Annotated in this window: 25 protein-coding genes and 1 pseudogene; 12 read left to right on the forward strand and 14 right to left on the reverse strand. The window is 64.0% G+C overall.

The genetic code is table 11. The features are described from left to right. Positions 1-327: 327 nt before the first annotated feature. Positions 328-1434, reverse strand: coding sequence for a TRAP transporter substrate-binding protein (locus tag VQ044_RS18670; protein ID WP_327622570.1), 1107 nt, complete (start codon positions 1432-1434; stop codon positions 328-330). A gap of 280 nt (positions 1435-1714) precedes the next feature. Here VQ044_RS18670 and VQ044_RS18675 point away from each other — a divergent pair, with 280 nt between their 5' ends. Continuing rightward, entirely contained in the window at positions 1715-2476 is a 762-nt protein-coding gene (locus VQ044_RS18675; protein WP_327648843.1) for a gamma-glutamyl-gamma-aminobutyrate hydrolase family protein, read from the forward strand. A gap of 168 nt (positions 2477-2644) precedes the next feature. On the opposite strand, the gene VQ044_RS18680 is transcribed toward VQ044_RS18675, so the two are convergent. The 5 genes from VQ044_RS18680 to VQ044_RS18700 form a co-directional block, all read right to left on the reverse strand. Next, positions 2645-3733, reverse strand: a complete 1089-nt coding sequence (locus tag VQ044_RS18680) for a diguanylate cyclase domain-containing protein (RefSeq protein ID WP_327651131.1) — start codon at positions 3731-3733, stop codon at positions 2645-2647. Between the two features lie 226 nt (positions 3734-3959). Further along, entirely contained in the window at positions 3960-5060 is a 1101-nt protein-coding gene (locus VQ044_RS18685) for a nickel/cobalt transporter (protein WP_327648839.1), read from the reverse strand. Then, positions 5042-5713 (reverse strand): DUF1007 family protein, encoded by a 672-nt coding sequence (locus tag VQ044_RS18690; RefSeq protein ID WP_327648837.1) that lies wholly within the window; start codon positions 5711-5713, stop codon positions 5042-5044. Before VQ044_RS18690 ends, VQ044_RS18685 begins: the two co-directional genes overlap by 19 nt. Positions 5714-5796: 83 nt before the next feature. Beyond that, complete coding sequence (locus VQ044_RS18695; protein ID WP_327648835.1) at positions 5797-6315, reverse strand: L,D-transpeptidase; 519 nt, start codon at positions 6313-6315, stop codon at positions 5797-5799. 62 nt (positions 6316-6377) lie between these two features. Then, complete coding sequence (locus VQ044_RS18700; protein WP_327648834.1) at positions 6378-7295, reverse strand: LysR family transcriptional regulator; 918 nt, start codon at positions 7293-7295, stop codon at positions 6378-6380. Positions 7296-7832: 537 nt separating this feature from the next. On the opposite strand from VQ044_RS18700, the gene odc2 reads away from it, so the two are divergent. From odc2 to VQ044_RS18715, 3 genes are all read left to right on the forward strand, one after another. After that, positions 7833-8966, forward strand: a complete 1134-nt coding sequence (odc2, locus tag VQ044_RS18705) for an ornithine/lysine decarboxylase (protein WP_327648833.1) — start codon at positions 7833-7835, stop codon at positions 8964-8966. 144 nt (positions 8967-9110) lie between these two features. Beyond that, entirely contained in the window at positions 9111-9737 is a 627-nt protein-coding gene (locus VQ044_RS18710) for a GNAT family N-acetyltransferase (RefSeq protein ID WP_327648832.1), read from the forward strand. Positions 9738-9827: 90 nt separating this feature from the next. After that, entirely contained in the window at positions 9828-12311 is a 2484-nt protein-coding gene (locus tag VQ044_RS18715; RefSeq protein ID WP_327651129.1) for a PAS domain-containing sensor histidine kinase, read from the forward strand. Positions 12312-12346: 35 nt separating this feature from the next. Here VQ044_RS18715 and VQ044_RS18720 read toward each other — a convergent pair whose 3' ends face one another. The 3 genes from VQ044_RS18720 to VQ044_RS18730 all read right to left on the reverse strand — a co-directional run bounded on the left by VQ044_RS18720 (position 12347) and on the right by VQ044_RS18730 (position 14765). Beyond that, positions 12347-12565, reverse strand: a complete 219-nt coding sequence (locus VQ044_RS18720; RefSeq protein ID WP_327648829.1) for a hypothetical protein — start codon at positions 12563-12565, stop codon at positions 12347-12349. A 122-nt stretch (positions 12566-12687) separates the two neighbouring features. Beyond that, positions 12688-13665: a WD40 repeat domain-containing protein gene (locus tag VQ044_RS18725; protein WP_327648828.1), complete on the reverse strand. Its 978-nt coding sequence runs from the start codon at positions 13663-13665 to the stop codon at positions 12688-12690. After that, positions 13665-14765 (reverse strand): CobW family GTP-binding protein, encoded by a 1101-nt coding sequence (locus VQ044_RS18730; protein WP_327648827.1) that lies wholly within the window; start codon positions 14763-14765, stop codon positions 13665-13667. The genes VQ044_RS18725 and VQ044_RS18730 overlap by 1 nt, the downstream gene beginning before the upstream one ends. Before the next feature lie 209 nt (positions 14766-14974). Here VQ044_RS18730 and VQ044_RS25800 point away from each other — a divergent pair, with 209 nt between their 5' ends. Further along, positions 14975-15217: a BrnT family toxin gene (locus VQ044_RS25800; RefSeq protein ID WP_442880686.1), complete on the forward strand. Its 243-nt coding sequence runs from the start codon at positions 14975-14977 to the stop codon at positions 15215-15217. Then, positions 15153-15431 (forward strand): BrnA antitoxin family protein, encoded by a 279-nt coding sequence (locus VQ044_RS18740; RefSeq protein WP_327622582.1) that lies wholly within the window; start codon positions 15153-15155, stop codon positions 15429-15431. The genes VQ044_RS25800 and VQ044_RS18740 overlap by 65 nt, the downstream gene beginning before the upstream one ends. A 35-nt stretch (positions 15432-15466) precedes the next feature. Here VQ044_RS18740 and VQ044_RS18745 read toward each other — a convergent pair whose 3' ends face one another. After that, entirely contained in the window at positions 15467-16348 is an 882-nt protein-coding gene (locus VQ044_RS18745; RefSeq protein ID WP_327648824.1) for a hypothetical protein, read from the reverse strand. A 427-nt stretch (positions 16349-16775) separates the two neighbouring features. Here VQ044_RS18745 and VQ044_RS18750 point away from each other — a divergent pair. Further along, positions 16776-17408: pseudogene (locus tag VQ044_RS18750) on the forward strand (Fe2+-dependent dioxygenase); the annotation flags it as partial. Between the two features lie 53 nt (positions 17409-17461). Here VQ044_RS18750 and VQ044_RS18755 read toward each other — a convergent pair. Next, positions 17462-17815 (reverse strand): hypothetical protein, encoded by a 354-nt coding sequence (locus VQ044_RS18755; protein ID WP_327622585.1) that lies wholly within the window; start codon positions 17813-17815, stop codon positions 17462-17464. A gap of 277 nt (positions 17816-18092) precedes the next feature. Here VQ044_RS18755 and VQ044_RS18760 point away from each other — a divergent pair, with 277 nt between their 5' ends. Further along, complete coding sequence (locus VQ044_RS18760) at positions 18093-18548, forward strand: MerR family transcriptional regulator (RefSeq protein ID WP_327622586.1); 456 nt, start codon at positions 18093-18095, stop codon at positions 18546-18548. Positions 18549-18570: 22 nt separating this feature from the next. Here the strand turns inward: VQ044_RS18760 and VQ044_RS18765 are convergent, their stop codons facing one another. Next, on the reverse strand, positions 18571-19362 hold the full coding sequence (locus tag VQ044_RS18765) for a creatininase family protein (protein WP_327648823.1): 792 nt from the start codon (positions 19360-19362) through the stop codon (positions 18571-18573). 131 nt (positions 19363-19493) lie between these two features. Here VQ044_RS18765 and VQ044_RS18770 point away from each other — a divergent pair, with 131 nt between their 5' ends. The 4 genes from VQ044_RS18770 to VQ044_RS18785 all read left to right on the forward strand — a co-directional run bounded on the left by VQ044_RS18770 (position 19494) and on the right by VQ044_RS18785 (position 22661). Next, positions 19494-19967 carry a MarR family winged helix-turn-helix transcriptional regulator gene (locus VQ044_RS18770; protein WP_327622588.1) on the forward strand — a complete coding sequence of 158 codons (474 nt, stop codon included), beginning with the start codon at positions 19494-19496 and terminating at the stop codon, positions 19965-19967. 112 nt (positions 19968-20079) lie between these two features. Further along, positions 20080-21099, forward strand: coding sequence for a LacI family DNA-binding transcriptional regulator (locus VQ044_RS18775; RefSeq protein WP_327622589.1), 1020 nt, complete (start codon positions 20080-20082; stop codon positions 21097-21099). 44 nt (positions 21100-21143) lie between these two features. Beyond that, the gene (locus tag VQ044_RS18780) at positions 21144-22127 is read left to right on the forward strand and encodes a 2-hydroxyacid dehydrogenase (RefSeq protein ID WP_327648822.1); all 984 of its coding nucleotides are present in this window, start codon (positions 21144-21146) and stop codon (positions 22125-22127) included. Positions 22128-22217: 90 nt separating this feature from the next. Further along, on the forward strand, positions 22218-22661 hold the full coding sequence (locus VQ044_RS18785; protein ID WP_327648820.1) for a hypothetical protein: 444 nt from the start codon (positions 22218-22220) through the stop codon (positions 22659-22661). Between the two features lie 15 nt (positions 22662-22676). Here VQ044_RS18785 and VQ044_RS18790 read toward each other — a convergent pair whose 3' ends face one another. Together VQ044_RS18790 and VQ044_RS18795 are read right to left on the reverse strand one after the other, a co-directional pair. After that, a complete protein-coding gene (locus VQ044_RS18790) occupies positions 22677-23366 on the reverse strand; it encodes a GNAT family N-acetyltransferase (protein ID WP_327648819.1) in 690 nt (229 codons plus the stop codon). Further along, entirely contained in the window at positions 23363-24283 is a 921-nt protein-coding gene (locus VQ044_RS18795) for an alpha/beta hydrolase (RefSeq protein ID WP_331827742.1), read from the reverse strand. The genes VQ044_RS18790 and VQ044_RS18795 overlap by 4 nt, the downstream gene beginning before the upstream one ends. Between the last annotated feature and the right edge of the window lie 533 nt (positions 24284-24816).

Consider the following 24816-nt stretch of genomic DNA (forward strand, 5'->3'; position numbering starts at 1 on the left):
GTTGCGCCCACACCTTCTTCTCGGCCATCTGCATCGCAGCCGCCGTCATCTTCTGGCTCTGATCAATGAGTCCTGAGCCTAGATGCACCCTTGGCGGCGCCGCCGATGAATGCGCGTCTGTCCATGGATGTCTCCCGAAAATGTAAGTACTGCCTCGCGGTCGGCAGGCGTCCTTGTGGGTCAGATTTTCCCGCCCCCGTCCCGTGGAACCGTAAGCATCAGTGACGGAAGTGCAAGACAGTCTCTCGCACCGCCGCCCCTTCTTCAACAAAAAATCCCGAGGCGTCGCCGCCCCGGGATCAATGCTCGCCGATAACGATTGGGCGGCTACATCGTGCCGTTGCGCTGCTGGATCATCATGAAGGTATCGAAGGTGTACTCCGACAGCTGCGCCCATAGATAGGCGTCCTTCTTGAAGGCCAGCTGGTTCTCGTAGATCTCCTTGAACTTCGGATTCTCGGCGGAAATCTCGGCATAGGTCTCCTTGGCCGCGTCGTAGGAGGCCTGCAGAATCTCCTGGCTGAACGGGCGCAGCTGGGCGCCGTTCTGCACCAGTCGCCGGATCGCGGCGGGATTCTTGAAGTCGTAGGAGGCCATCATGTCGGCATTTGCGGCTTGGCAGGCCGAGCGCACAACCTCCTGGTAGTGCTTCGGCAATTCGTTCCACTTGTCGAGATTGACCATCGTGGCGAGTGCCGGTCCGCCTTCCCACCAGCCGGGATAGTAGTAGTACGGCGCGACCTTGTAGAAGCCGAGCTTCTCGTCGTCGTAAGGCCCGACCCATTCGGCCGCGTCGATGACGCCTTTCTCCAGCGAGGGATAGATGTCGCCGCCGGCGATCTGCTGCGGCACCACGCCGAGCTTCTCGATGATCTTGCCGCCCATGCCGCCGATCCGGATCTTGAGACCCTTGAGATCCTCGAGCGTATTGATCTCCTTGCGGTACCAGCCGCCCATCTGCACGCCGGTATTGCCGCAGGGCAGTCCGTAGAGCCCCTGAGTGGCGTAGAACTCGTTCATCAGCTTGTCGCCGTCGCCATAGTAGAACCAGGCGTTGGTCTGACGGGCGTTGAGGCCGAACGGCACCGCGGTGCCGAGCGCGTAGACCGGATCCTTGCCCCAGTAGTAATACGACGCGGTATGGGCCATCTCGACCGTGCCAGCGGCCGCGGCATCGGCAGCCTGCAGGCCCGGAACGATCTCCCCGCCAGCGAACACCTGGACGTCGAACTGGCCGTCGGTCGATCCCTTGATATAATTCGCCATCGTCTCAGCGCCGCCATAGATCGTGTCCAGCGACTTCGGGAACGAGGACGTGCAACGCCACGTAATCTTGGGGTTTTCCTGCGCGATGGCGGGCGCGGCCAGCGTCGAAGCGGCGGCGGCGCCGAGCCCGACTCCCCCGGCCTTCTTGATGAATGAACGACGATCCAAGAAAATATCCTCCCATGCTCGACCGCCGCGACGGCCGCCGGCTTTCCGGCGTTCACCCAAATTCGCGGCGGGCAGGGAAAAACGCTAGAACATCCGACCTTTCAGGTAAAGAAAACTTGGCGTGCAATGTAAATTACAATAATTACTTATAATAAGCCAGATGTACGATGAATTGCGCGTTCAGCTGCTCCACAGGCCAGCGTTGGCATAGCGGATCGACAATCGCGCGGCGGCTTCCTACATCGGCACCGCCAAGACACATCGAAGAAAGCAGCCATTCATGTCCGCCGTTCCGATCCTCGTCGCCGTCCCCGCCGACGTCCGCGACTTCGACAATTATCGCTGGCACGCGACGCCGGACACCTATCTGAAGGCGCTGACCCGTGTTGCCGAAGCTCTGCCGATCATTGTGCCGGCGCTGTCGAGCGAGTTCGAGGTCGCGGCACTGCTCGACCGTGTGGATGGCCTGATGCTGACAGGCTCGGCGTCAAACGTGCATCCGGATCGTTACGGCGTGCCGCCGAGCCAGGCGCACGAACCCTTCGATCCGGATCGCGACCGGCTGACCGAGGCGCTGATCCGCGGCGCGATCGACAAGGGGGTGCCGCTGCTCTGCATCTGTCGTGGGCATCAGGAACTCAATGTCGCGCTCGGCGGAACCCTGGCCACGGAAATCCAGGAGATCGAAGGCCGCATGGATCACCGGGCCATACCGAACAAGGAACAGCGCGAACGCTTCGCCATCCGTCATCCGGTCGCGGTAACGCCCGGCGGATTGCTTGCCAGCATTGTCGGAAAGCCCGAAATTCAGGTGAATTCGGTGCATCGTCAGGCGATCGACCGTCTTGCCGACGGCCTGACCGTCGAGGCGACGGCGTCCGACGGGACGGTCGAGGCCGTCTCCGTCCAACGAGCCCGCGCCTTCGCGCTCGGGGTCCAATGGCATCCCGAATATTGGGCCGAGACCGACAAGGCCTCTGCCGCGATTTTCAAGGCCTTCGGCGACGCCTGCCGGGATTATGCTGCCGGCCGGGGCAGATAGCCGAACATCGCCAAGGCCGGTGGCACAGACCTTCGCGCGCTACGGTGAAAGCGGATCGCCCCGGTCCGATTGCATCGACACGATCGGCTCCGGCGTTCGCACGAGAGGGACGCGTCGGGGTCGGGGGCGAAACGTCGGCCTCGTCCGGCCCAATCCAAACCGCCTGTGTCAGCCTGGGCACGCCCGCCGAAAGCCCCGGCGATCGGTTCCCATCAGCCTGATCGGGGCAGCGGCTCCAGGCGGTGGCGCGCGATCCTCGACCGTTTGCATCATGGCCGGGTCGAACATGCGGAACGTGTTTCGGCCCGCGGCCTTGGCGGCGTAGAGGGCGGCGTCGGCATGGATGAACAGCTCGGACGGCGTCCATGCATCGACGCGGGCGATGCCGACCGAGGCGCCGAGTTCGAGCGAATGGCCGCAACGATCGACAGGCCTGCTGAGCGCCGCCACGATAGCCCCGGCGAGTTCCTCGATCGCGCGCTGATCGAGATCGGCCCCGAGCAGGACCCCGAACTCATCACCGCCGATCCGTGCGACAAGCTCTGCCTCGCGACAGGCTTTCCCAAGCCGCTGAGCGACCTCCTTCAGGCACTGGTCGCCGAGCGCATGACCATAGGTGTCATTGACCTGCTTGAACCCGTCAAGGTCGACCAGCATGAGCGCACCGATCGGATTACGGTCGGCGTCGCCCCCGGAGAGATCTGAAAGCCTGGACTGGAACTGGCTCCGGTTACGCAGCCCGGTCATCACGTCGAACTCAGCCAGATACCGCATCTGGTCCGAAATGATTTTCTCTTCGGTGATATCCTGCTTCATCCCGAAGATGCGGACGGCGACGCCGTCGTCGTCGCACTCGACGGTGGCGGTGATCCGAATCCAGCGAAGCCGACCTTTCATCGTGGTGATCTCGGCGTCGAGGCTGAAGCCGCTACGCTCTTCGAGCGCCCTGCGCCGCAACATCTCGAGCGTCTTGCGCGAACCCTGGGGATAACATTCCAGGATCTCGGTCCGATCCAGCGCCGATCCGCGTGGAAGCTCGAAGATGTCGTAGACGACATCCGTCCACACCAACGTCTGGTCGTCAAGGTTGCATTCCCAGACACCGATGCGGGCGGCGGCGGAGGCCCGCTCAAAGATTTTTCGGCTATGCGCAAGGGCAGCAGTCTGCTGTTCGATCAGCAATGCCTGGGCATCCAGCTTGGCCTGCTGGCGCGCGATAATGACGTCATCGCGCCGGCGGACCGTGATCGAGGTCATTTCGTCTGCCAGTTGAGCCTATGGACACCCGAACCGCGCGGCAGACTCGATCCCGCGGCAACTTTCTGGATTCTGACGGCGTAGGGCATATTCGAGCTTGAGAGCCTCCGGTGGCATCCTGCTTCCGAAGGGTAAGACAGAGTCGGTTAAGACTTTCTATCGCCCGTATGAATCAACCCGCCGGCGGGTCGAAAACGACCGCCGTACCGGCCAGCTCTCTTCATGCTTAAGCCGTCTGCAACGCGCCACCGAGCAACAACAGGCCGACAATCACCAGAAACAGAGCGCCGACGATTTCCAGTGTGGTCCCTACGGCCCGGCCGAGCGTTCCACCACCGCTAGCTTTCAACGCAAACCCCTTGGCGAAAACGGCGACGCAAGCGATCGCGGACACGGTGAGCGCTGTCCCGATCGCCATGGCGAAAACCGACAGGATGCCGCCGAGATAAAGACTATTGATCAGGGCGAAAGTCAGGACCACGATCGCGCCGGAACACGGGCGCAACCCGACCGCGAACACCGCCGCGGCGGCCGTGCCGAGCGTCATCCGCCCGCCGAGATCTTTGGGGTTGGGAATATGCGCCCGACCGCAGCCGCAGGTATCGTCATCGTCGGTGCAGGTTCCGGGCGCGAACGCCGCCGAAGCAGGCCGCATCAACGGCGACCCTCCCCTGGCACCCGCGCCGGGCGCGGCGAAAGCGAGCCCCCCCGCCGCATCGGCCTGCTTTTTCGCAAGGCGCGCCGGCGCGAAGGCCAGCGCTCCGGCTGTGCGTCGCCCACTACTGACCAGACGCAACAGCTTGCGGGTCAAAAGCCACGCCCCGAAGAGGACGATGAGCGCATAGGAGGCGATTTCCAGCGCGTCGGTCGCGTCGGTCATCGACACCGCGGTGCCGCGCAGCACGTACCAGCCGACTCCGACCAGCGCGAGCGCCGACACCGCCTGCAGCAACGACGAGACGAAGGACAACAGGATTCCCCGGCGCAGCTCCACCTCGTTGGCGAGCATGTAGGACGAGATCACCGCCTTGCCGTGGCCGGGACCGGCGGCGTGGAACACCCCGTAGGCAAAGGACAGGCCGACCAGGAACGGCAGCGCCGAGCCATCCTGTTTCAATTGGATCAGGGCCTGACGCAGCGCGGTGAAGAACTCGCGCTGATAGCTGGCGATGTGGGTGAAGATCGGACCGAAGAGACCGCCGGACGGTTGCGCGGTCACCTCGGCGCTGCCGATTCCGAGCGAGGACTTGGCCAAAACCGGTTCGGCGATCAAGACAGCCGCGAAAACAAGTACGGTGCCGAGGCCAATCAGCTCGCGGGCGCGCATGTCACCTCCAGCCGGGCCGCCAGGACCTTGGAATAGTTGACGCCGTCGTCGGGAATCGTTTCGTCCGGGGCCAGCGTCGCAACCGACGCCAGCCACTGCTTGGCGGCTTCGTCTTCGTCCGGCACGAGGAATTTCTTCACGCAGATCTTCGGCATGTCGACGAGCTGGAAATCGCCTTCGCTGGCAAAGTCGAAGGCGACGAAGAAGGTTTCGTCGAAGTTGGAAACCGTCAGCTTGTCCTTGGCGAGGTCGACCGGTTCGCCGGCCTTCATCTCGAAGAACATCAAAAGCTGGTTGTTCTCCCAAAGCATCAGGATTTCGTCCGGCGGCGCCATTATCACGTCGCGGCCACCGGCTTCCACGAAGGTGTAGAAATTCCACTCGGCGATCGATTCCTTGACTGTCGCTCCGACCTCGGCGAGTTCGTCGTCGTCGAGGGTGCCGTTGGCGTTCTTGTCGAAATCGACGATCACCGAGGAGGAAAATAGCTCATCCATGCGCCAGATGTTGCGGATCGCCGCAAGCTGCCCGTCCGGGGTGCCGACGATCTCGATCTTTGCCTCGGCGAAGACGTGCGGATGGGCCGAGGCAGCCCCGGTGCCCAGTATGGCAGCGGCGATCCCCAGAACGCCTACCGTGACACGATGATGCAAGGCCGTTCCCCTCCGAATTCGTCGGAATCTGAAACAGCATAAGAATGGCCGAAGTTTGAACGAAGCGCTTGTTTCGTCACCGGTCAGCGCAGGACGAGGACCTGCGCGCCGATATTCACCCGCTCGAACAGATCCTTGACGTCGGCATTGCGCATCCGGAAGCACCCGGAGGATGCGGCGCTGCCGATCGATTTCGGCGAATTGGTCCCGTGAATGCGGTAGGCGCCCCAGCCGAGATTCAGCGCTCGTTCGCCCAGCGGATTCTTCGGTCCCGGCCCCACCGATTGCGGCAGGTTCGGGTTCTTTTCGCGCATCGACGGCGTCGGCGTCCAGGTTGGATGATCGCGTTTCTTGGAAACCCAGCTCTTGCCGAACCACTGCTCGCTCGGCTTGCCGACGGCGATGTCGTATTCGAGCGCCTTGCCGGGCCCGGTGAGCAGGTAAAGCTTGCGCTCGCCGGTCTTGATGACGATCGTGCCGGGATCGGCCTCGACGGCGTACGGCATTTCGGAACGCGTGACGGCCGGCACGGCCGGCTCATGGGCGGCGACGGGAGCGGCGGCGAAGAGAGCCAGCACGGCCAGGGACGATCGACTTAACATGCCGCTAGCCTACCGCAGATCTGCTAAGGTTGGGTAAAGCTGCGGGCGCCGGCCGGCTCGCCTCAACCGCCGTTCCGCCGCTTCGAGTCGCACTTCTTGAACCAGTCCGCCAGATAGTCGACGAACAGCCGTACCCGCGCCGGTAGATGGCGGCGATGCGGGAAAACCGCGTAGATCCCCGCCTCGCTCGGCATGTAATCGTCAAGCACCGTCACCAGTTTTCCCGCCTCGATGTCCTTGCGGATGACGAAGCTCGGGCTCAGCGCCAGACCGAGACCGGCAATCGCCGCTGCACGCACGGTGACCGGGCTGTTGGCGGTGAATTTTCCCGACACGGTGACCGGGATCGTCTCCTTGGTTTCCGGATCGCGGAAGATCCAGTTGGAGAACATCCGCGAATTGGAATCGATCACCGCCGGAAAGCCGGCGATCTGCGAGGGGTGCGTCGGCCGGCCAAGCCGCTTCAACAGGTCCGGACTGCCGACGATGGCGAAGTCGAGCGAGGCCAGTCGCCGGGCGATCATCGCCGAATCGGCCAGCCGGGTCATGCGGATCGCGACGTCAAAGCCTTCCTCGACCAGATTGACGAAACTGTCATCGAGATGGATGTCGAGCCCGATGTCAGGGTGGTCCTTGGCGAAGTCGACGAGGCTGAGCCCCAGCTCGGCGTCGCCAAAGGTCCGGGCCGCCGAGACGCGAATCGTCCCCTTGGCCTCGCCGGTCGCTTCGCGCGCCTCCTCGTTGAGGCTTTCGAGATCGGCGAGGATGCCGGAAGCACGCGACAGATAGACCTCCCCAGCCGCCGTCAGGGCGATCTGCCGGGTGGTCCGGTTGATCAGAAGCACGCCGAGTTCGTCCTCCAACTCGCGCACATATTTCGACAGAAGCGCCTTGGAGCGTCCGGTCTTGCGGGCCGCCGCCGAGAATCCCTGGTTCTCGATGACGGCGATGAAGGCGCGCATCCGGGTCAGCGTATCCATTCGGGCACCTTGCTCCAGGCTTGTGATTGTGGCCGCCGGACAACGCCGACGATCCTTCCTGCTACGGGAACGGTCGAAAAATCAATCGGGGAGATCTTCCCCCCTTGTTTATGACGGATCACCGGCATACATCGCATCTCGCCCCAAGTCGCACGTGCCTGTGGGCGTCCCCCGGTCCTCAAATGCGAGGGTTGCCGGGACGGTACCTGGACGTAACACATCCAGTCGGTTTTGCGAGCTTCGCGAGATCGAGGACGCCTTGAAGCAACGACGGTCCGGGCCTTTCTGGTCTCTCCTGGTCTCCAAAGCCGGGAATACTGAAGAGGCACACCATCCTTGCCTGAAGTGCGGCGGGTCCAAGCCCACCAAGCCATGGCAGACTGATTACCGGAGACGGACGTTCCGCGTTCGCATCCGGCCATCGTCGCGTCTCGCAAGAGGCCGTTCGGAGGGTCGCTATCGGCTGTCCGCGGCAATCTTGCAGTCGCTCCTCGTCGATTTTCCGATCCGCAGGGATCGGGTCAATGGGAGAGCCCAATGGCCACGCAGCGCATTCTCGATTTCCTCGCCACCCGACGACCGGACGGCCCCTGCCTCGTCGTCGACCTCGACATCGTCGAGGACAATTTCAACGCCTTCCGCAAGGCACTGCCCGATTCGGCGATCTTCTACGCCGTCAAGGCCAACCCGGCGCCGGAAGTCCTGCGCCTGCTCGCGTCGCTCGGCTCCAACTTCGACTGCGCCTCGGTCGCCGAGGTGGAGATGGCGCTCGAGGCTGGCGCGACGGCCAAGCGCATCTCCTACGGCAACACCATCAAGAAGGAACGCGACATCGCCCGCGCCCACGCGCTCGGTGTGTCGCTGTTCGCGGTCGATTGCGTCGAGGAGGTCGAGAAGATCGCTCGCGCCGCACCCGGCGCCCGCGTATTCTGCCGCGTCCTCACCGATGGCGAGGGCGCCGAATGGCCACTGTCGCGCAAGTTTGGTTGCGTGCCGGCGATGGCGATCGACGTGCTTGTGCATGCCGACGCGCTCGGCCTCACCGCCACCGGCGTCTCCTTCCATGTCGGCTCGCAACAGACCGACACGGAAGCCTGGGACACGGCGATCGCCGACGCCAAATACGTCTTCGAGGCGTTGGCCGGAAAGGGCATCGTGTTGACCCTCGTCAACATGGGCGGCGGCTTCCCGACCCGCTATCTGAAGGACGTGCCGACCGCGAGCGCCTATGGCCAGGCGATCTTCGCCAGCCTGCGCAAGCATTTCGGCAACCGGTTGCCGGAGACGATCATCGAGCCGGGCCGTGGCATGGTCGGCGATGCCGGCGTCATCAAGGCGGAGGTCGTGCTTGTATCGAAGAAATCGGCCGAGGACGCCAATCGCTGGGTCTATCTCGACATCGGCAAGTTCGGCGGTCTCGCCGAGACCATGGACGAGGCGATCCGCTATCCGATGGTCACGAAGCATGACGGCGAGCGAACGGAACCGTGTGTCATCGCCGGCCCGACCTGCGATTCGGCGGACGTCCTTTACGAGAAGACGCCCTACCCGCTGCCGATCTCGCTGACGGTCGGCGACGAGGTGCTGATCGAGGGCACCGGCGCCTATACGACCACCTACGCCTCGGTCGCCTTCAACGGCATCGAGCCGTTGCGCGCCTACGTGATCTGAGGCGCCGCATGAGAACGCGATTGCGACGACGGAGCCTGTCGCTCCGAAGCTGACGCCCGGCGCCGCCGCACCGGGCGTTTCGCCCGCGCGCCGCGGCATTGCCCGGCCGTTCCCTTCCGCCTCCTGTCGATCAGTGGGGGTTTTATGTCCGCATTCCTTCATGCCACGGCGTTCGAGGCTGCCGCGCCGCTGTTTTCGATCGATCGGGAAACCGGCCGGCACGTCGCCGCGCGCGAAATCCTCCTTGACGCCGCGATGGGTCCCGGCCGCAAGCGCAAAGCGTCCGAGGCGCTCCGGCGTGGGCGGCGGCCGGCGGTCGATCTCGCCTTCGCGGCGATCGCCGCCGACGGTCGCCTGGTCGGAACCGTGCGGCTGTGGGGCATCGCCGCCGGCCAACGCGGCCAGGAGGAAGTCCCGGCCCTTCTCCTCGGCCCGCTCGCCGTCGATCCAAGCATGCACAAGGCCGGCATCGGCGGTGCGCTGATGCGCCATGCCATCTGCGAGGCCGCGCGGCTCGGCCATGGTGCGGTCCTGCTCATGGGCGATCCGGAATATTACGGTCGCTTCGGCTTTTCGAGCGCGGCCACGGCGAATCTCGCCATGCCGGGGCCGTTCGAGCCACACCGGTTGCTGGCTCTGGAAATCGCGCCGGGACATCTTGCTGGCGCCACCGGAACATTGGCGCCGACCGGCCGTAGGCAGTCTCTTGTAATTACTGCCGATACTGCCGTGACGGCAGATCAAGGGGACGTTGTCCCGCACAGGAAATAATGCCAATAGTCATTTAAAATTAATGGCTTGGATAGGGGTACTCTTGTTGACCTGTCGATGAGATGGCATAGGCATGACAAGGGGACATCGATGAGACAAGCCGAGGCGAATCCGGCTTGCCTCAAGATGCGCAGGGGACGCTGCCGCATGGAACTGGCACAGGACGACCGCCTGGCAGCGGTGCTCGCGGAGAACGCAGCGCTAAAGCTGCGGCTTTCGCAAATCGAGGCTGCGACCAGAAACGATTCGCAGGCCCGGCTCGGCACTGCGGCGGAAGAGATCGCCAGCCTGAAAAAGGCCTTGCACCAAACCGAATCTCGCTATCGCCTCATCGTCGAGAGCGCCGTCGACTACGCCATCATCGCCGCTGATCTCGACGGCGTCGTGACGACCTGGAACGACGCTGCGGAAGCAGTTCTCGGCTGGTCCGAACGCCAGATCGTCGGCCGACCGATCGCGACGATCTTCACCCCCGAGGACGTTGCGGACGGCATTCCCGAGCGCGAAATGCGCATTTCGCTGAGCATGGGCAAGGCAAGCGACGAGCGCTGGCACCTCAAGGCCGATGGTTCGCGTTTCTTCGCCAGCGGCGAAATGATGCCGCTCTACGGCGACGACGAGAAGCCGGCTGGCGTCCTCAAGATTCTGCGGGACCGAACGCGTGAGCGTAAGGAGCGTGAGGAACTGGAGGCCAGCCAGGAGCGGCTGCACCTCGCGCTCGAGGTGTCGGAACTGATCGGAACCTGGGATTGGGATATTCCGGGCGACAGTGTCTATGTCGATGCGCGCTTTGCGCGCCTGTTCGGTGTCGACCCGGCGCTTGCCGACAAGGGCGTGCCCATCGAGACGTTCCTGCGCGGCGTTCATCCGGACGATCTCGACCGAGTCAGTGCGACGATCAAAACCGCCGCCGAGACAGCTTCGCCCTATGCGCAGGAATACCGGACTGTCGATGTCGATGGCGCGGTTCACTGGATATTCGCCAAGGGTCGTTGCTTCCACGATAGCGCCGGAAAGCCGCTGCGCTTTCCCGGTGCGATCGTCGATCGCACCGCCGAGCGGGCGCGTGAGGCGCGGCAGGCAGCGCTCTTGCGGCTCGGCGACGAGTTCATTCTCGGCGAGGCGCAGGCCAGCCACACCACCAAGGCGCTTCGGATTCTCGGCGAAACGTTGTGCATCGATCGGGTCGGCTACGCCAGTGTCGACACTGGCGAAACAGCCGCGACGATCTCCAGCGAATGGACGGCGGACGGCGCGACGCCGCTGTTGGGAACTTTTCCGCTCGCACGCTTTGGACCTGATTTTGTAGAGGAGTTGCGCTCCGGCCTGGTCGTCATCGAGAACACGGTCGAGCACGCCGCCTCGCCGGCGATCAAGGAGGCGTGGTCGGAAATCGGCATCGGCGCGCTCGTCAATCTGACCGTCGTCGAAGGAGGCCGGGTTCGGGTCATCCTCTATCTGCACGCCGCCGAGCCCCGGCAGTGGAGTGATGAGGAGATCGCCTTCGTGCGCGATGTCCTGAACAGATCCTGGGCCTTCACTCAGCGCCGACAAACCGAACAGGCCCTCATCGAGGCGGAGCGACGGCTTCGTCTGGCCCAGGAATCGGCTGCGATCGGCACTTTCGACTACGATCTGCGAACCGGCGTGCTCTTATGGGACGATCGTGCCCGCGCGCTGTTCGGCCTGCGGGCTGGGGTGCCTGTCAGTTACGAGGATACCTTCCTGCCTGGACTGCATGCCGATGACCATGAACGGGTCGCGGCCGCCGTAACCGCCGTGCTCGATTCCACCTCCAGTAGCGAATACGATATCGTCTATCGCGCCATCGGGCTTGAGGACGGTGTCACCCGCCACATCCATTCGAGCGGTCAGACACTGGTCGAGGATGGACGGACCGTGCGCTTCGTCGGGGCGATGCGCGACGTAACCGAGCAGAAGGAATCGGAAGAGCGCCAGCAGATGCTGACGCGCGAGCTCCAGCACCGCGTCAAGAACACGCTCGCGATGGTCAACGCGCTCGCCAACCAGACGCTACGCCGGGCGACCAACGTCCAGGACGGCCTTGCCGCCTTCTCGGCGCGGCTGATCGCGCTGGGCCAGGCACACGATATCCTCACCCAGACGAGTTGGACCTCGGCGCCGATCGCGGCGATCGTCGCCAATTCGCTCAAGACCCACCAGCCGGAGGACGAGACGCGGATTTCCGCGTCCGGTCCCGATCTGCGGCTGACAGCGCGGCAGAGCCTCGCGCTGGCACTCGGACTGCACGAACTTGCCACCAACGCGACCAAGTACGGCGCGCTGTCCAACGACAGCGGCCATGTCACGATCAAATGGGGATTGGCAGTCGTGGGAGGAACGCGGCGGCTCACCTTCACCTGGCGGGAGATCGGCGGTCCGCCGGTCGAAGCGCCGGAGACGCGCGGCTTCGGCTCACGCCTGATCGAACAGGCGATGGCGGCCGAATTCGGCGGCGAGGTCAAGATCGACTACCGCCCCGAAGGCATCGTCTGCACGATCGAGGCGGCGGTGACGGACGAACCGGCCGAGGACGAGGAACACGGGCTGTAGCTTCAGACCGGAAGCGAAGCCGGAGTGGCCGGACCTCAGTTCGACGTCTTCCCTCGCCAGCGGCGCAAAGCGACGAGGGACCATACCGCCTCGACCACGCCGAACGGCCATGCACCGGACAGAAAGCCATAGATGGACGCGAGCGCACACGCACCGGCGAACGAGAGAACGAACCAGGCGCTTTTTTCTTCGAGCGCATAGAAGGCCAGCATCAGCGTGACGGCGACCAGGCCTAAGAGGGTCAGAGCGTCCATCAGGCGGGGCTCGGCGGATAATCGCGCGCGCTACGCCCCGCCTCGGCGGCATTCATCTCCCGAACGCCGGATCTGATCGTTCCGAGCTTGTCACCAAGCCTCGTGGCCATGTTCCTCATCGTTCACCCTGCGATGTCGATCACGCCGGCCTCGCCGGATTCTGACCCGAAGGCGAGCAAGCGGCCTTCGCCGCTCCAGGCCATCGTCCTGACCGGGCTCGCCCCGCCCCGCCGCAGCAGCGCTTCCTTGGAATCGGCAAAGCGAACGGCCAGAATCATCCCGTCGCCATAGCCGATCGCCAGCATGTCCTCGGCCGGGTGGCAGGCGACGGCGGTGACCATCGTGTCGCCGCGCGTGCCCAGTTCCAGCGGCGCCTTGCCCATCGGCCCGTCCTTGCCGGAGAACGGCCACAGGATCGCCGCCGGCGCGCCCGACGTGGCCAGGAATTTGCCCTTGGCCGACCAGGACCAGTCTTTCACCTTGGCCGGATAGCCGGTCATTTTCATGTGCTTGCCGTCATCGATCCGCCAACCATGCAGGGCGTTTTCCTGCATGACCGTTACGAGGAAGCGTCCGTCGGGCGAAAAATCGATGCCGAGATGCGCGCCCTTCCATTCCAGCGCGGCCGGGGCGGCGTCGGTCGCGGGAAAGAACAGCGAGGCGCCGTTGTAGCGGGCGGTCGCGGCCCGGATGCCCTTCGGCGCGAAGGCAATATCCTCGACCGTGCGCTCATGGCGGATTTCCTTGAGCGCGCCGCCGCCAAGCCGGACATAGGCGGTCTTGCCCGAGGCGAAGCCCACCGTATCCTTGGGACCGCCAGCAACAGAAGCGATCCATTTGCGGCCGATCGAGGCGATCTCGCGCACCGCCCCGCCGCCGTCCACCGACACCACGCGGCCATCCTCACCGCCGGTCAGAAGCCGCCGGCCGTAGGGATCGTAGCGCGCCGACAACAGCCCGCCCGGATGCGCCTCGACCACCCGCTCGCCGCCCGCCGGGAACCGGACGGTGCCATCGGCGACCGCGAAGACCGGCTGATCCTTCAAGAAAACCGCCGTCTCGACGAAATCCGGAAACTCATAGGCCGCGATCGACGGCATCAGGCATTTTCCCGCTGACGTGCCGCGCACGCCTCGAACTCGGCGGACAATTCTTCTGCGTCGAGCTCGCGGCCGATGAACACCAGCCGGCTCTCGTGCCCTTCGTCGTCGCGCCATGGCCTTTGGTGATCGCCCTCGACGATCATGTGGACGCCCTGCACGACGTAGCGGTCCGGATCGCCGGCAAAGGCGATGATGCCCTTGAGCCGCAGGATGTTCGGCCCCTGCTCCTGGGTCAGCGCTTGAATCCAGGAAAAGAATTTTTCGCTGTCGAGCTCGCCGCCACGCAGCGAGACCGATTTCACCGTCACATCGTGCAAGTGCGAAGCCGCATCATGGTGGTGGTGGTCGTGGCCGTGATGGGCATGGCCGTGGTGATGGTGATCATGATCGCAGTCCGGGCCGCAGGCATGGTCGTCATGGACCTCTTCGGCGCCCGTGAGAAATTCCGGATCATTGTCGAGCACGCGTTTCAGGTCGAAAGCGCCCTGCCCGAGCACACGTTTCAGATCGATACCGGCCCGTTCGGTGCGATGGATCACGGCAGTGGGATTGATCGCACGGACCGTCGCCTCGACCACCGCGAGTTGCTCCGGGGTGACGAGATCGGTCTTGTTGAGCAGCACCACGTCGGCGAAGGCGATCTGATCCTCGGCCTCGCGGCTGTCCTTGAGGCGCAACGGCAAATGCTTGGCGTCGACCAGCGCGACGACGGCGTCGAGCTTGGTCTTGGCGCGCACGTCCTCATCCATGAAGAAGGTCTGTGCTACCGGCACCGGGTCGGCGAGCCCCGTCGTCTCGATGATGATCGCGTCGAAGCGACCTTTGCGGCGGGTCAGTCCCTCGACGACGCGCACAAGATCGCCGCGCACCGTGCAGCAGACGCAGCCATTGTTCATCTCGTAGATCTCTTCGTCGGATTCGACGATGAGGTCGTTGTCGATGCCGATCTCGCCGAACTCGTTGACGATCACCGCGTATTTGCGACCGTGATCCTCTGACAGGATGCGGTTGAGCAGCGTCGTCTTGCCGGAGCCCAGATAACCGGTGAGGACGGTGACCGGGATCTGCGCGTCGGCCTGGTTGGCGGTATCGGACATCAGAGTCTCCCTCGTGGACCGGCCAACGATATAGGCGCGTCCGATCGCGAATGCACGGGGTTGCGTAGTGTATTCAAACTGTATATACGATTCATGGACGATACCCTTCAAGCTCCGAATTCCATTGCCAAAAATCCATGAGGCCACCGATGGAGCTTGAATGGAATGAGGAAAAACGCGAGCAGGTGCTTCGCGAGCGCGGTGTCGACATGGTGCGCGCGGCCAGGATTTTCGAAGGCTTCTGCGCTCAAAAAGAAGATCGTCGCGAGGAGTACGGAGAGAAGCGCTTCGTCGCGATCGGCCTCGTCGAAGACGAATGCTTTGTCCTGGTTTGGACTCCCCGCGGGAACAAACGCCGTCTGATCACGGCATGGAAGGGTGGTCGCGATGAGCGACAAGACTATGAAGACAGCCACGCTGGAAGAAATCCGCGAAATGGATCGCCGGGGTGAACTGCATCACAATCCCGATGCCCCTGAAGGCCCCAGCCTTGGCGCCGACTTCTGGAAAGACGCCGAGCTTGTCTATCCCGAAGCCAAGACGCCGATCAGCCTGCGCGTCGACAAGGACGTGCTCGACTGGTTCAAGGCCGAGGGCACCGGCTATCAGACCCGCATGAACGCGGTCCTGCGGAGCTTCATGGAGGCAACGCGGCGGAAAGCGTAGTCTATGGGGCCGGCGGCTTGGCCGGCCCCAAATGCCTAAATCGCAGATGCGGCCAACTCCGCCTTGGCGACGATCGCGCTGAATTCGCCGCTGTCCATCAGACCGCCTTTCGATGGGACAGGAGACGGAAGCGCCTCCTTCAGCGACGAGAGCGCCGCGTTCAAACCCTCTTCCGCTTCCGCTGGAATACCGCCCGACAGTCCCTGCATGACCGAATCGGCCGCTCGCACGAAGCCGTAGGCGTCCTGGTACTCGGCCAATTCTTCGACCTTGCCGTCCTTGATGCCCTCCTCGTATTCGTGCGCTGCCTCGCGCAACAGCGCCACCACTCCATGCGCCTTCGCGCTTGGGTCGATTCCCTCTCCGACCACGTCGATCGCCTTTCGGGCTTCGGCGATCTTGGTCAGCGCGTCGGCCGAATTGGCCGGGTCGCTGGCTCCCATCGTTTCAAGGGTCGCCTCGAACTCCGGCACACTCCGGGCCTCGAAGGCCGCTTCCAGGGATTCGTAGTTCTCCTTCAGCGGATGCTTGAGATGCGGAGCTGCCATCTCGGTCTCGCCCGCCTCGAGCAGTGCCTCGGCCGCCATCAGATGGCCGCGCATCTTCGAAAGCTCGGCGAAATAGGCCGCGTCGTCAGTCTTGAGATCGACGGACCCACCGCCTTCACCTCCTTCGCCACCCTCACCGCCTTCGCTAGGCTTGCCGCTCTCGCCGCTCTCGCCGCCCTCGCTGGCGGCGCTTGCCTCGCCACTTTCGCCGGCCTCGCCCGCTTCCTGCGTGTGCCCGGCCTCGCCGGACTCGCCGGCTTCCGCGATGCGATAGCCGCGCTCGGCGGTCTCCTCTCCGGCATAATGCCGCGGACCGGGGTCCACCAGTCCGGTCGTTGCCGTCCCGGCCGAGGCCGCGGATCCGGCCAATACGAAGGCTCCGACCCCCATCCAAATTTTGCGACGATGATTCATACTTGCTCCTTCAATCTCGGTCTCGAGCACGCCAAATTGTTGCCCGCCCGTTTTTCCCGTGCCACAAGACGATCTCCCACGTCTATATAGAAATAGAAGAAATACGAGGAAATCCATTCTTTAGAATCAGTCTAAATCGCTGATTGGAATCATTCAAAAGAATGAGATCTCCAAATATTTCATGATCTCCCAAGTAATGACTGATAATGTATTTGGTAATCGGCGACGTTCTCAGAGGTCGTTTCGAAACCCTGCCAAGACCAGCCTCCATGGTTCACCCGGGACGCCCAAACCCGCGGAAATCGGGTATCATGTCATTGCGGAGCGACCATCCGAGGGGCCTTTGAACCCGCCGCAGTGAGTTTCGAAACGGACTCTCAATCAGAACGAGGTAAAAAATGCGTGCGCGGTGCTCGACGCGGCCCAATTCGTCGACGGACGGGCCACCGCCGGGGGGCATGCGCGGGCGGTCAAGAACAATCTCCAGGCGGAGCGCGGCGACAACGGGGTCGACACCCTGCGCGCGACGCTTGCCAAGCGCATCGAAGCGAACGCCCTGTTTCGCATGTTTGCTCGGCCGAGCCGGCTGACCCCCCTGATCTTTTCCTGCTACGAGCCAGGCATGGCCTATGGCAGTCATGTCGACGACGCCATGATCGGTGGCATTCGAACCGACGTCTCCTTCACGCTGTTCCTCGACGACCCGGAGACTTACGACGGCGGCGCGCTGATCATCGAAACCACCGCCGGCGAGGAAGAGGTCAAGCTCGCGCCCGGCCAGTTGGTCGCCTATCCCTCGACCACCCTCCACCGTGTCGACCCGGTGACGCGCGGCACGCGCCGGGTGGCCGTCGGCTGGGCGCGCAGCCAGGTCCGGCACGCCGAACAGCGCGAAATCCTGTTCGATCTCGACACCACCGTCGAGGAGCTGCGGCACGCGGACGTCCCACGGCAAACCCTCGACCGGGTGATGAAGACGCGGTCGAATCTCCTGCGGCGCTGGATCGAGAGCTGAACCGGTTCCGCCGATCGCGGCGCACCTGAATGGGGGCGATCAACCAGTGAGTCCTATTGATCGTTACGCGACGTTTCGTTTCGGGCTGGGAGAAACTGGCGGCTCAGCCCCCACAAGAAGACCGCGAACAGCAAGTGCGGCACGGCGGAAGCCACGACGAGCTTTGGACTGACGGCAAGGCCGAAGAAGCCCCAGCCCACGAGAGGAAAGAAAAACAGCAGGACCAGTATCCAGAGCGCGAAGGCCAACCAGAACGCCCGCATAAACGTCAACTTGTCTCGGAACAGCAGGACATAAACGGCGGAGAGCAATGTGACCCACGCCGTGTGGAACAGCAGTCCGACAGGTAGCGGCAGGTCCGCTCCCAGCAAAGTATTGGCGAAGGCCAATCCCAGCGGCTTGGGCAAGGGCGACACTCCGGTTGCTAGGCCCGCAAACATGATCGCTCCGGTCAGCGCCGCGACGGCTAGCCCAATCCCGACGGTTTTCGTCCATTCTGCTGTCGTAAGATGGTGAAGGCGCATTGTGATCCCCTGTTAATTCGCTGGCCAAACGCTCGGTCCGGCGGAAACGGTAAATGGTCGCATCCGAGACAGACGGACGCTGACCGGCAGTATTTCCTCGATGTAGGATCTGGAGTAACTCTAGGTTCAAGGGGCTGAGACGAATTTCAAGGGAGTGGTCATGGCGACGACAGGAAAATCGCTTGCGATCGGTGCTCTGGCCCGGCTGGCCGACTGCAGTGTCGACACGGTCCGTTACTATGAAGGGCTGGAGCTCTTGCCGCACGTGCCGCGTGGGCCTGGGGGCCACCGACAATACGGGGGCGAGCACGTTCGCAGATTGCGGTTCATCCGCCGCACGCGAGACCTCGGCCTGAGCTTGGCGCAGGTGCGCGGCCTCATCGTGCGGACTGGAGGCGATGCTTACGACTGCGGCGAGGTGCGGTTGCTGTTCGGTGCGCAGATGGCCGATGTGCGGCGGCGCATCTCCGAGTTGAAGGATCTGGAACAGACTCTGCAAGCCCTTCTCCAAGGCTGCAGCGATGCGGAGCTGAGCAACTGCCGGGTCATCGAAGCAATGCTCTCGGGAGAGGCGCAGCCGACTGCCGTTTGCTGCTCCGGCGTGGCCGACACGTGATTTCCAAGCCGCGCAGCAGCTTTCAGCGCAACCGCGACAGATCGAAGGCCAGCACGTCGTCGAGGAACTCCACGAACGCTTTTGCCTGATAGTCGGCGATTGCCACGCCGATTGCCGCCGTCGCCAGCGATGCGTTGCCGACGACCCCCGCCGGATTGAGATCCCCTGCCATCCAGCCGAAGCCGAGCCGGCCATGCGCCCGCAGCCGTTTGGCGGATTCGCCGAGTTCGCTCTGGAGCGAGGCGAAATCCCGCACCGCGCCGGTCCGCACGAGCTCCGGCCGGAAATGCAGCATCAGCGATGTCTCCACCGCGCCGCCATGAATGCCGGTGGCGACCTCCGTGGCCGGCAGCAAGCCGTCCGGAATGCCGAAGCGCAGCCAGGAGCAGGTCGCGGCCAGCACGCCATGCGCCTTACGTAGTTCCAGCGCGGCGGTGTCCATCACCGGCGTGTTGCCGCCATGGGCGTTGACGATGACGAGACGACGAAAGCCGTTGGAAGCGAGCCCCTCGCCGATTTCGATCAGGGCCGTCGTCGCCGTCCGCCAGTCATAGCTCAGCGTGCCAGAAAGCCGCGTATGTTCGGTGGACTTGCCGATCCGAATCGTCGGCAGAAACGTCACCGGGCGCTCCGCCGGCAGCATTGCCAGAACCGTCTCGACCATCGCGTCGGCCAGCATCGCATCGGTGCCGAGCGGCAGATGCGGCCCATGCTGCTCCACGGCGGCGATCGGAATCACCGCGACAGCCGTTTCGAGCGACACTCGGTCGGCCGCGAGTTCCTCGCTCGTCATCTCCTCGTAGCGTGGCCGCATGGTCGATCCTCGTGATGAGCCTGGTATGTTTGGCCCGTAGCGATGTTCCTGGCATGAGGGTAACGGGCAAACAAGGTGGACAACATAGCGGCACTTCGTCATTTTGCCCCGCGAAGAGGGATTGGGACAAGATGGCGGGGAAGAAGCAGAGGAAGCGGTCGGCGACGACGCATCTCGGCGTCGCCGCGCGCATCGCGCGGACCGCTCTGGCGGGACGTCTAGCGACGCTCGATCTCTATCCCGGACAGGACACGGTTCTGCTTGCAATCAGCGAAGAGGACGGCATGTCCTTGCGCGAATTGGCCGAGCGCCTGTCGGTGCGGCCGCCGACGATTACCAAGACCGTGACCCGCCTGATCGCTCAAGGTCTCGTCGAGAAACGGGGTTCCGAGCGCGACGGGCGCCAGAGCCACGCGCATCTGACCGACAAGGGCGCAGCCATCGTCGATGCGGTGGGCGCGGCGCGAAAGGCCGTCGATCGCGCCGCGCTGGCCGGCTTTTCCGGCCGGGAGCGCAAGACGCTGCGCAAGCTGTTGCAGCGTATGGCACAAAACCTCGCCGACACCGGCGCGACGCCGACAAGGGACATCGCGTCGGGTGATTGAGCCGGCACCCGCACCGTTCCTTGCGGCGAAAGCACCGGCAGGGCTTTGCGCGACCGCCAGTGTTTGCCATAGATCGACGCGGCATCAGTGGAAACGGGAGGAACGGTCTTAGGTGGCGCAAAAGGTCAAACTCTCGACGATTGCGGATTCGCTGGGTCTTTCGACCGCGACCGTATCGCTGGCCTTGCGCGACAGCCCTCTGGTCGCGGAGGTCACGCGCGAACGCATCAAGCATGCGGCGCGCGATCTCGGCTACATCTACAACCGGCGCGCTGCCTCGCTGCGGACGTCGAGATCTGGCATTCTCGGTGTCTGCGTTCATGACATCATGAATCCGTTCTTCGGCGAGATCCTGAAATCCGTCGAGGATGAGCTCGACCGGCGCCGCCAGACCTTCATCCTGTGCAACCATCACGACGAACTGGCCAAGCAGCGCTCGTTCGTCGATACGATGCTGCAACTTGGTGCCGACGGGCTGATCCTGTCACCGGCCATCGGGACACCGGCCAGCGACATCCACCTGGCCGAGGAAAACGAATTGCCGGTGACGCTGATCGCTCGCACGATCGAGGGCTCCGGCGTCTGTGGCTTTCGCGGCGACGATTCCTACGGCATGGGGCTCGCGGTCGACCATTTGATCGGGCGCGGCCACCGCTCGATCGCGATGATCGGCGGCACGGCGATGACCTCGACCGGGCGCGATCGGGAGGCCGGCTATCTGGCGGCGCTGACGCGCGGCGGCATCGAATTCCGCGACGAATGGCGCATCAAAGGCCCGCGTGACCGCCATTCCGGCTTCGACGCCGTGTCCGCTTTTCTCGCCATCGAGAACCGCCCGACCGCGATCGTCTGCTTTTCCGATCTCGTCGCGCTCGGCGTCATGTACGGCTTGTCGCGCGCGGGACTGCGGCCGGGTGTCGACGTCGCGGTGATCGGTTATGACGACATCGATGAGGCGGTGATCGCGACGCCCTCGCTGACCACCGTCGCGAACGGCCAGAGCGAGGTCGGGCGGCGGGCGGCGGGCGCCTTGCTCGACCGCCTCCAGGGCCAACCGGCGAACGAAGAGACCATCCTCATCACCCCGGAACTCAAAATCCGACAGTCCAGCGAACTCGCCTGGCCGGACTGACCCACCACAATTCTTCGATCCACACTTTTTCCAAGGGAGCCCCCATGTCCGACCTGTCCTCCGTGACCATCCTCGTCCCCGGCAAACTGAACCCCGATACGCTCGATACGCTGAAGACCACCTTCGATGTCGAGCATGTTCCTGATCGCGATGTGTCGAAGCTGAGCCAGGACCGCCGCAACGCCGTACGCGGGATCGCGCTGATGGGCGCGGTGCCGGCCGCCATGATGGATGCGCTGCCCAACCTTGAGATCATCGCCAATTTCGGCGTCGGCTACGATGGCGTCGATGTGAAGCACGCGACTTCCACGGGTGTCATGGTCACCAATACCCCCGACGTCCTGACCGATGAGGTCGCCGACACGACGCTCGCCATTCTCCTGATGACGGTGCGCGAACTCTACGCGGCGGAAAAGCACCTGCGCGAGGGGCGGTGGGAGAGCGAGGGCAACTACCCGCTGACTCCGATGACGCTGCGCGGGCGCACCGCCGGCATCATGGGCCTCGGACGCATCGGCCTGGCCATCGCCCGGCGCCTCGAAGCCTTCGGCGTGCCGATCGAATATCACAACCGCTCGGAGCGGACCGATGTCACCTATCGCTACCATCCAAGCCTGGAAAGCCTCGCCAGTTCGGTCGATACGCTGATTATCGCGGCCCCCGGCGGCGCGGCCACCGAGCGCGCTGTGAATGCCAAAGTCCTGAAGGCGCTCGGGCCTGACGGCGTCGTCGTCAATATCGGCCGAGGCACGACCATCGATGAGCCGGCGCTGATCGAGGCTCTCGAAAACGGAACAATCCGTGCCGCCGGCCTCGATGTCTTCGAGAAAGAGCCGCACGTTCCCGCCCGGCTGATCGCATTGCCCAACACCGTGCTGCTGCCGCATGTCGGTTCCGCGTCGCGGCACACGCGGGGTGCGATGGGCGATCTCGTCGTCCGTAACCTGACCCATTGGTTCCAGGGACAGACGCCGGTTTCGCCGGTAACGGAATCGGTGAAAGCGGGCATCCTTCCACGCCACGACTGAACGCTTTGATAACGGTCGCGATCCGCGTCAACCTTCGCTTAAGGTTGTAGGGAGCATATTGGTCTCAGAGAACCTCGTGAGGGAACCGATATGAACTTTGCCGCAACGGCCTTTGGGGCCGGAATTGCCGCTTCCGTCTTCGTCGCCGGCCTGCAGGGCGCGACGATCACGGCGACGGAGCCGGTCGCTGGCGTAACGACCCTCGCGGCCACGGCAATGGTTTCGACCGCTGCCGCGGACACGACTCGCCTGAACGCCGTGCGTTTGATCGACCTGCGCAGCGGCGCAACCTGCAAGATTGCGGCGAGCCCAAACCTTGAGGCCGGCTTTGCCAACGCTCCGATCGGCCCGGATTGCGCCGGCTCGCCCACCCTGCAAAGCGTCTCGCAATGGCGCTCGTCGCGCGATGGAACGCTCGAGATGGCCGACAGCGAAGGCCGGACCCTGATGCGTTTCATGCCAGGCGACGGGGTGCTGTTCGAGTCGATCTATCCGTCCGACGCCATGGTGACCATCGTCCCCGCCAGAGGATAAGTTGCCGCCTCGCCCCTATTGCCCGGCGACAAGGCTCTCGCGCATCTCCGCCAGCCCGCGCCGCTGGCGACCCTCAGCGTCGAAATTCTCCGGCGCCAGCCAGGCGTCGAAGCCAGCTTTGACCGTCGGCCAGTCGCCGTCGATGAGCGAATACCAGGCGGTATCGCGATTGCGGCCCCTGACGATCATGTGCTGGCGAAACAGCCCCTCGTAGCGAAACCCTAGCCGCTCGGCCGCCCGTTTGGACGGCTGGTTGCGGTCGTCGCATTTCCATTCGAGACGCCGGTAGCCCAGTTCGTCGAACACCCGGCGCATGATCAGGTAGAAGGCTTCGCTCGCTGGCCGCGACCGCTGCAAGGACGCGGCGAGACAGATATGCCCGATCTCGGTGACGCCGTTCGCCGTATCCGTGCGCATCAGCGCGGCAACCCCCTCCGCCCGCCCGGTTGTCAAAGGCAAGATGGCGTGAAACCGGATGTTGTCGGCGAGATAAGCGGCTTCGGCCCAACGGCGGAATACGGCCTCGTCGGCGAACGGCCCGTATGCCATGTGATCGAATATTCGACCTTCGCGGTCTTCGGCGAAGGCTGCGAACAGCGCCTCGAAATGACGGGTGTCGACGATCGGCTCCACCTTGACGCCATGTCCCTCGATCGGTTGCGTCCCCGGAAATTGCCGGGACCCGTAGTCCGCCAGCGCGCTCACCGCGCGTTCTTCCGGATGAAGTCTAGGGTCTCGTCGCGGATCGCGGTATCATTGAGCGGGATGGCGGTCGCGAAGGCGGTGATCGCCCCCAAATGATCGACCTCCGGATAGATCGTTTCGGTCACCGAACCGCCCGAGGCGCGCATTTTCGCGGCCAGCGAGCGGGTGTTCTTCGGGTCGACCGTCGTATCGTCGGCACCGGCGATCAACAGCATCGGCGGCTCCGCGCCGTCGACGAAGTTGATTGGCTGGCTCGCGGCGCGCTGCTCCTCCGGGAAGATCAGCTTGTAGCGCTCTTCCGTCAGCGGCAGGAAATCATACGGACCGGCAAGGCCGATAAAGCCCGCGAGGCTTTGCGAGGCCAGCCTTTCCTTTGCCAGCCAGGACTCATCCGTCGCGAGCAGACCGGCGATCTCGGCGCCCGCCGAATGACCCATCAGGAACAGCGGGTGCGAACCGCCCGGCATGGCGTAGGCGCCACCGCGCACGGTCCTGGCAATTCGCGCCGTCGCCTTGGCGGCGTCCTCGATGAAGCCGGGAAATCGCACCTCGGGATAATGGCGATAATCGGGGATGGCGACGATGACACCCTCGCTTGCCAGCGACTGACCGACAAACAGATAGAGGTCCTTCGATCCCGAATCCCAGCCGCCGCCATAAACGAAGACGACGAGCGGCGTGTCCGGCGTTACCGTCGCCGGAATGTAGAGGTCGTAGGTGCCGCTGTCGCCGGGCATATAGCGGATATCTTCGACGACGCTGTAGCCGTTGCCGCTGGTCGCGGCATTGAGCACCGCCGCGCAGCCGGAAAGGGCAAGCGCGGCGACCGGCCCTACCAGTGAGGCCACAACGGCAGGCCGGAAGCGGCTTTTCTGGCGGACGGCAGGGATGGCGGCAGGGGATTGGACGTTGCTCATGAAAGCGGAACTAGAGCGTCGGACGACAATAGGAACGCGTTCTGCCAGCGGGGTTTCGGGACAAGGTCGAGGGGATCGGCGCAGGTCGTAGCGGCGCTACGGCCAAGACGAGCCCCGATGGATTTGGCCCGAAAGCCCCTGGCCCACCGATCGCCCCGCGCCGGATGGCGCGGAAAGGCCGATCGGCAGGTTTTCAAAGCTGCCGTTTGCCGTAGGCAAACAGGCGGGCGGGTTTCCGGTCGCCGGGCGCCCACTTTGTTGGCCGGCTCGACCGTAGCGCCGCTACGCTCGTCGCCGCCCTCCGCGTGGATCGCCTCGGCGAGCCGAGAAACAGAACCGCGTCCCTATTATCGTCCGACGCTCTGGGGTCGCGTCGCGCCGCAACAACGATCAAGCCTCGCAGCGATGCCTGCGGCACGGCGTCGCCGTGCCGTAGCGCTTCGCCTAGAGCGTCAGGCGATTAATCTGCAACATAGCCAGCGGCCTTGAGGTAGTTCCAACATTCTTCGGGCTCGAACAGGTCGCAGATGTTG

It is taken from the genome of Aurantimonas sp. C2-5-R2 (genome assembly GCF_036549495.1).
In the GTDB taxonomy this organism is placed as follows: Bacteria; Pseudomonadota; Alphaproteobacteria; order Rhizobiales; family Rhizobiaceae; genus Aurantimonas; species Aurantimonas coralicida_A.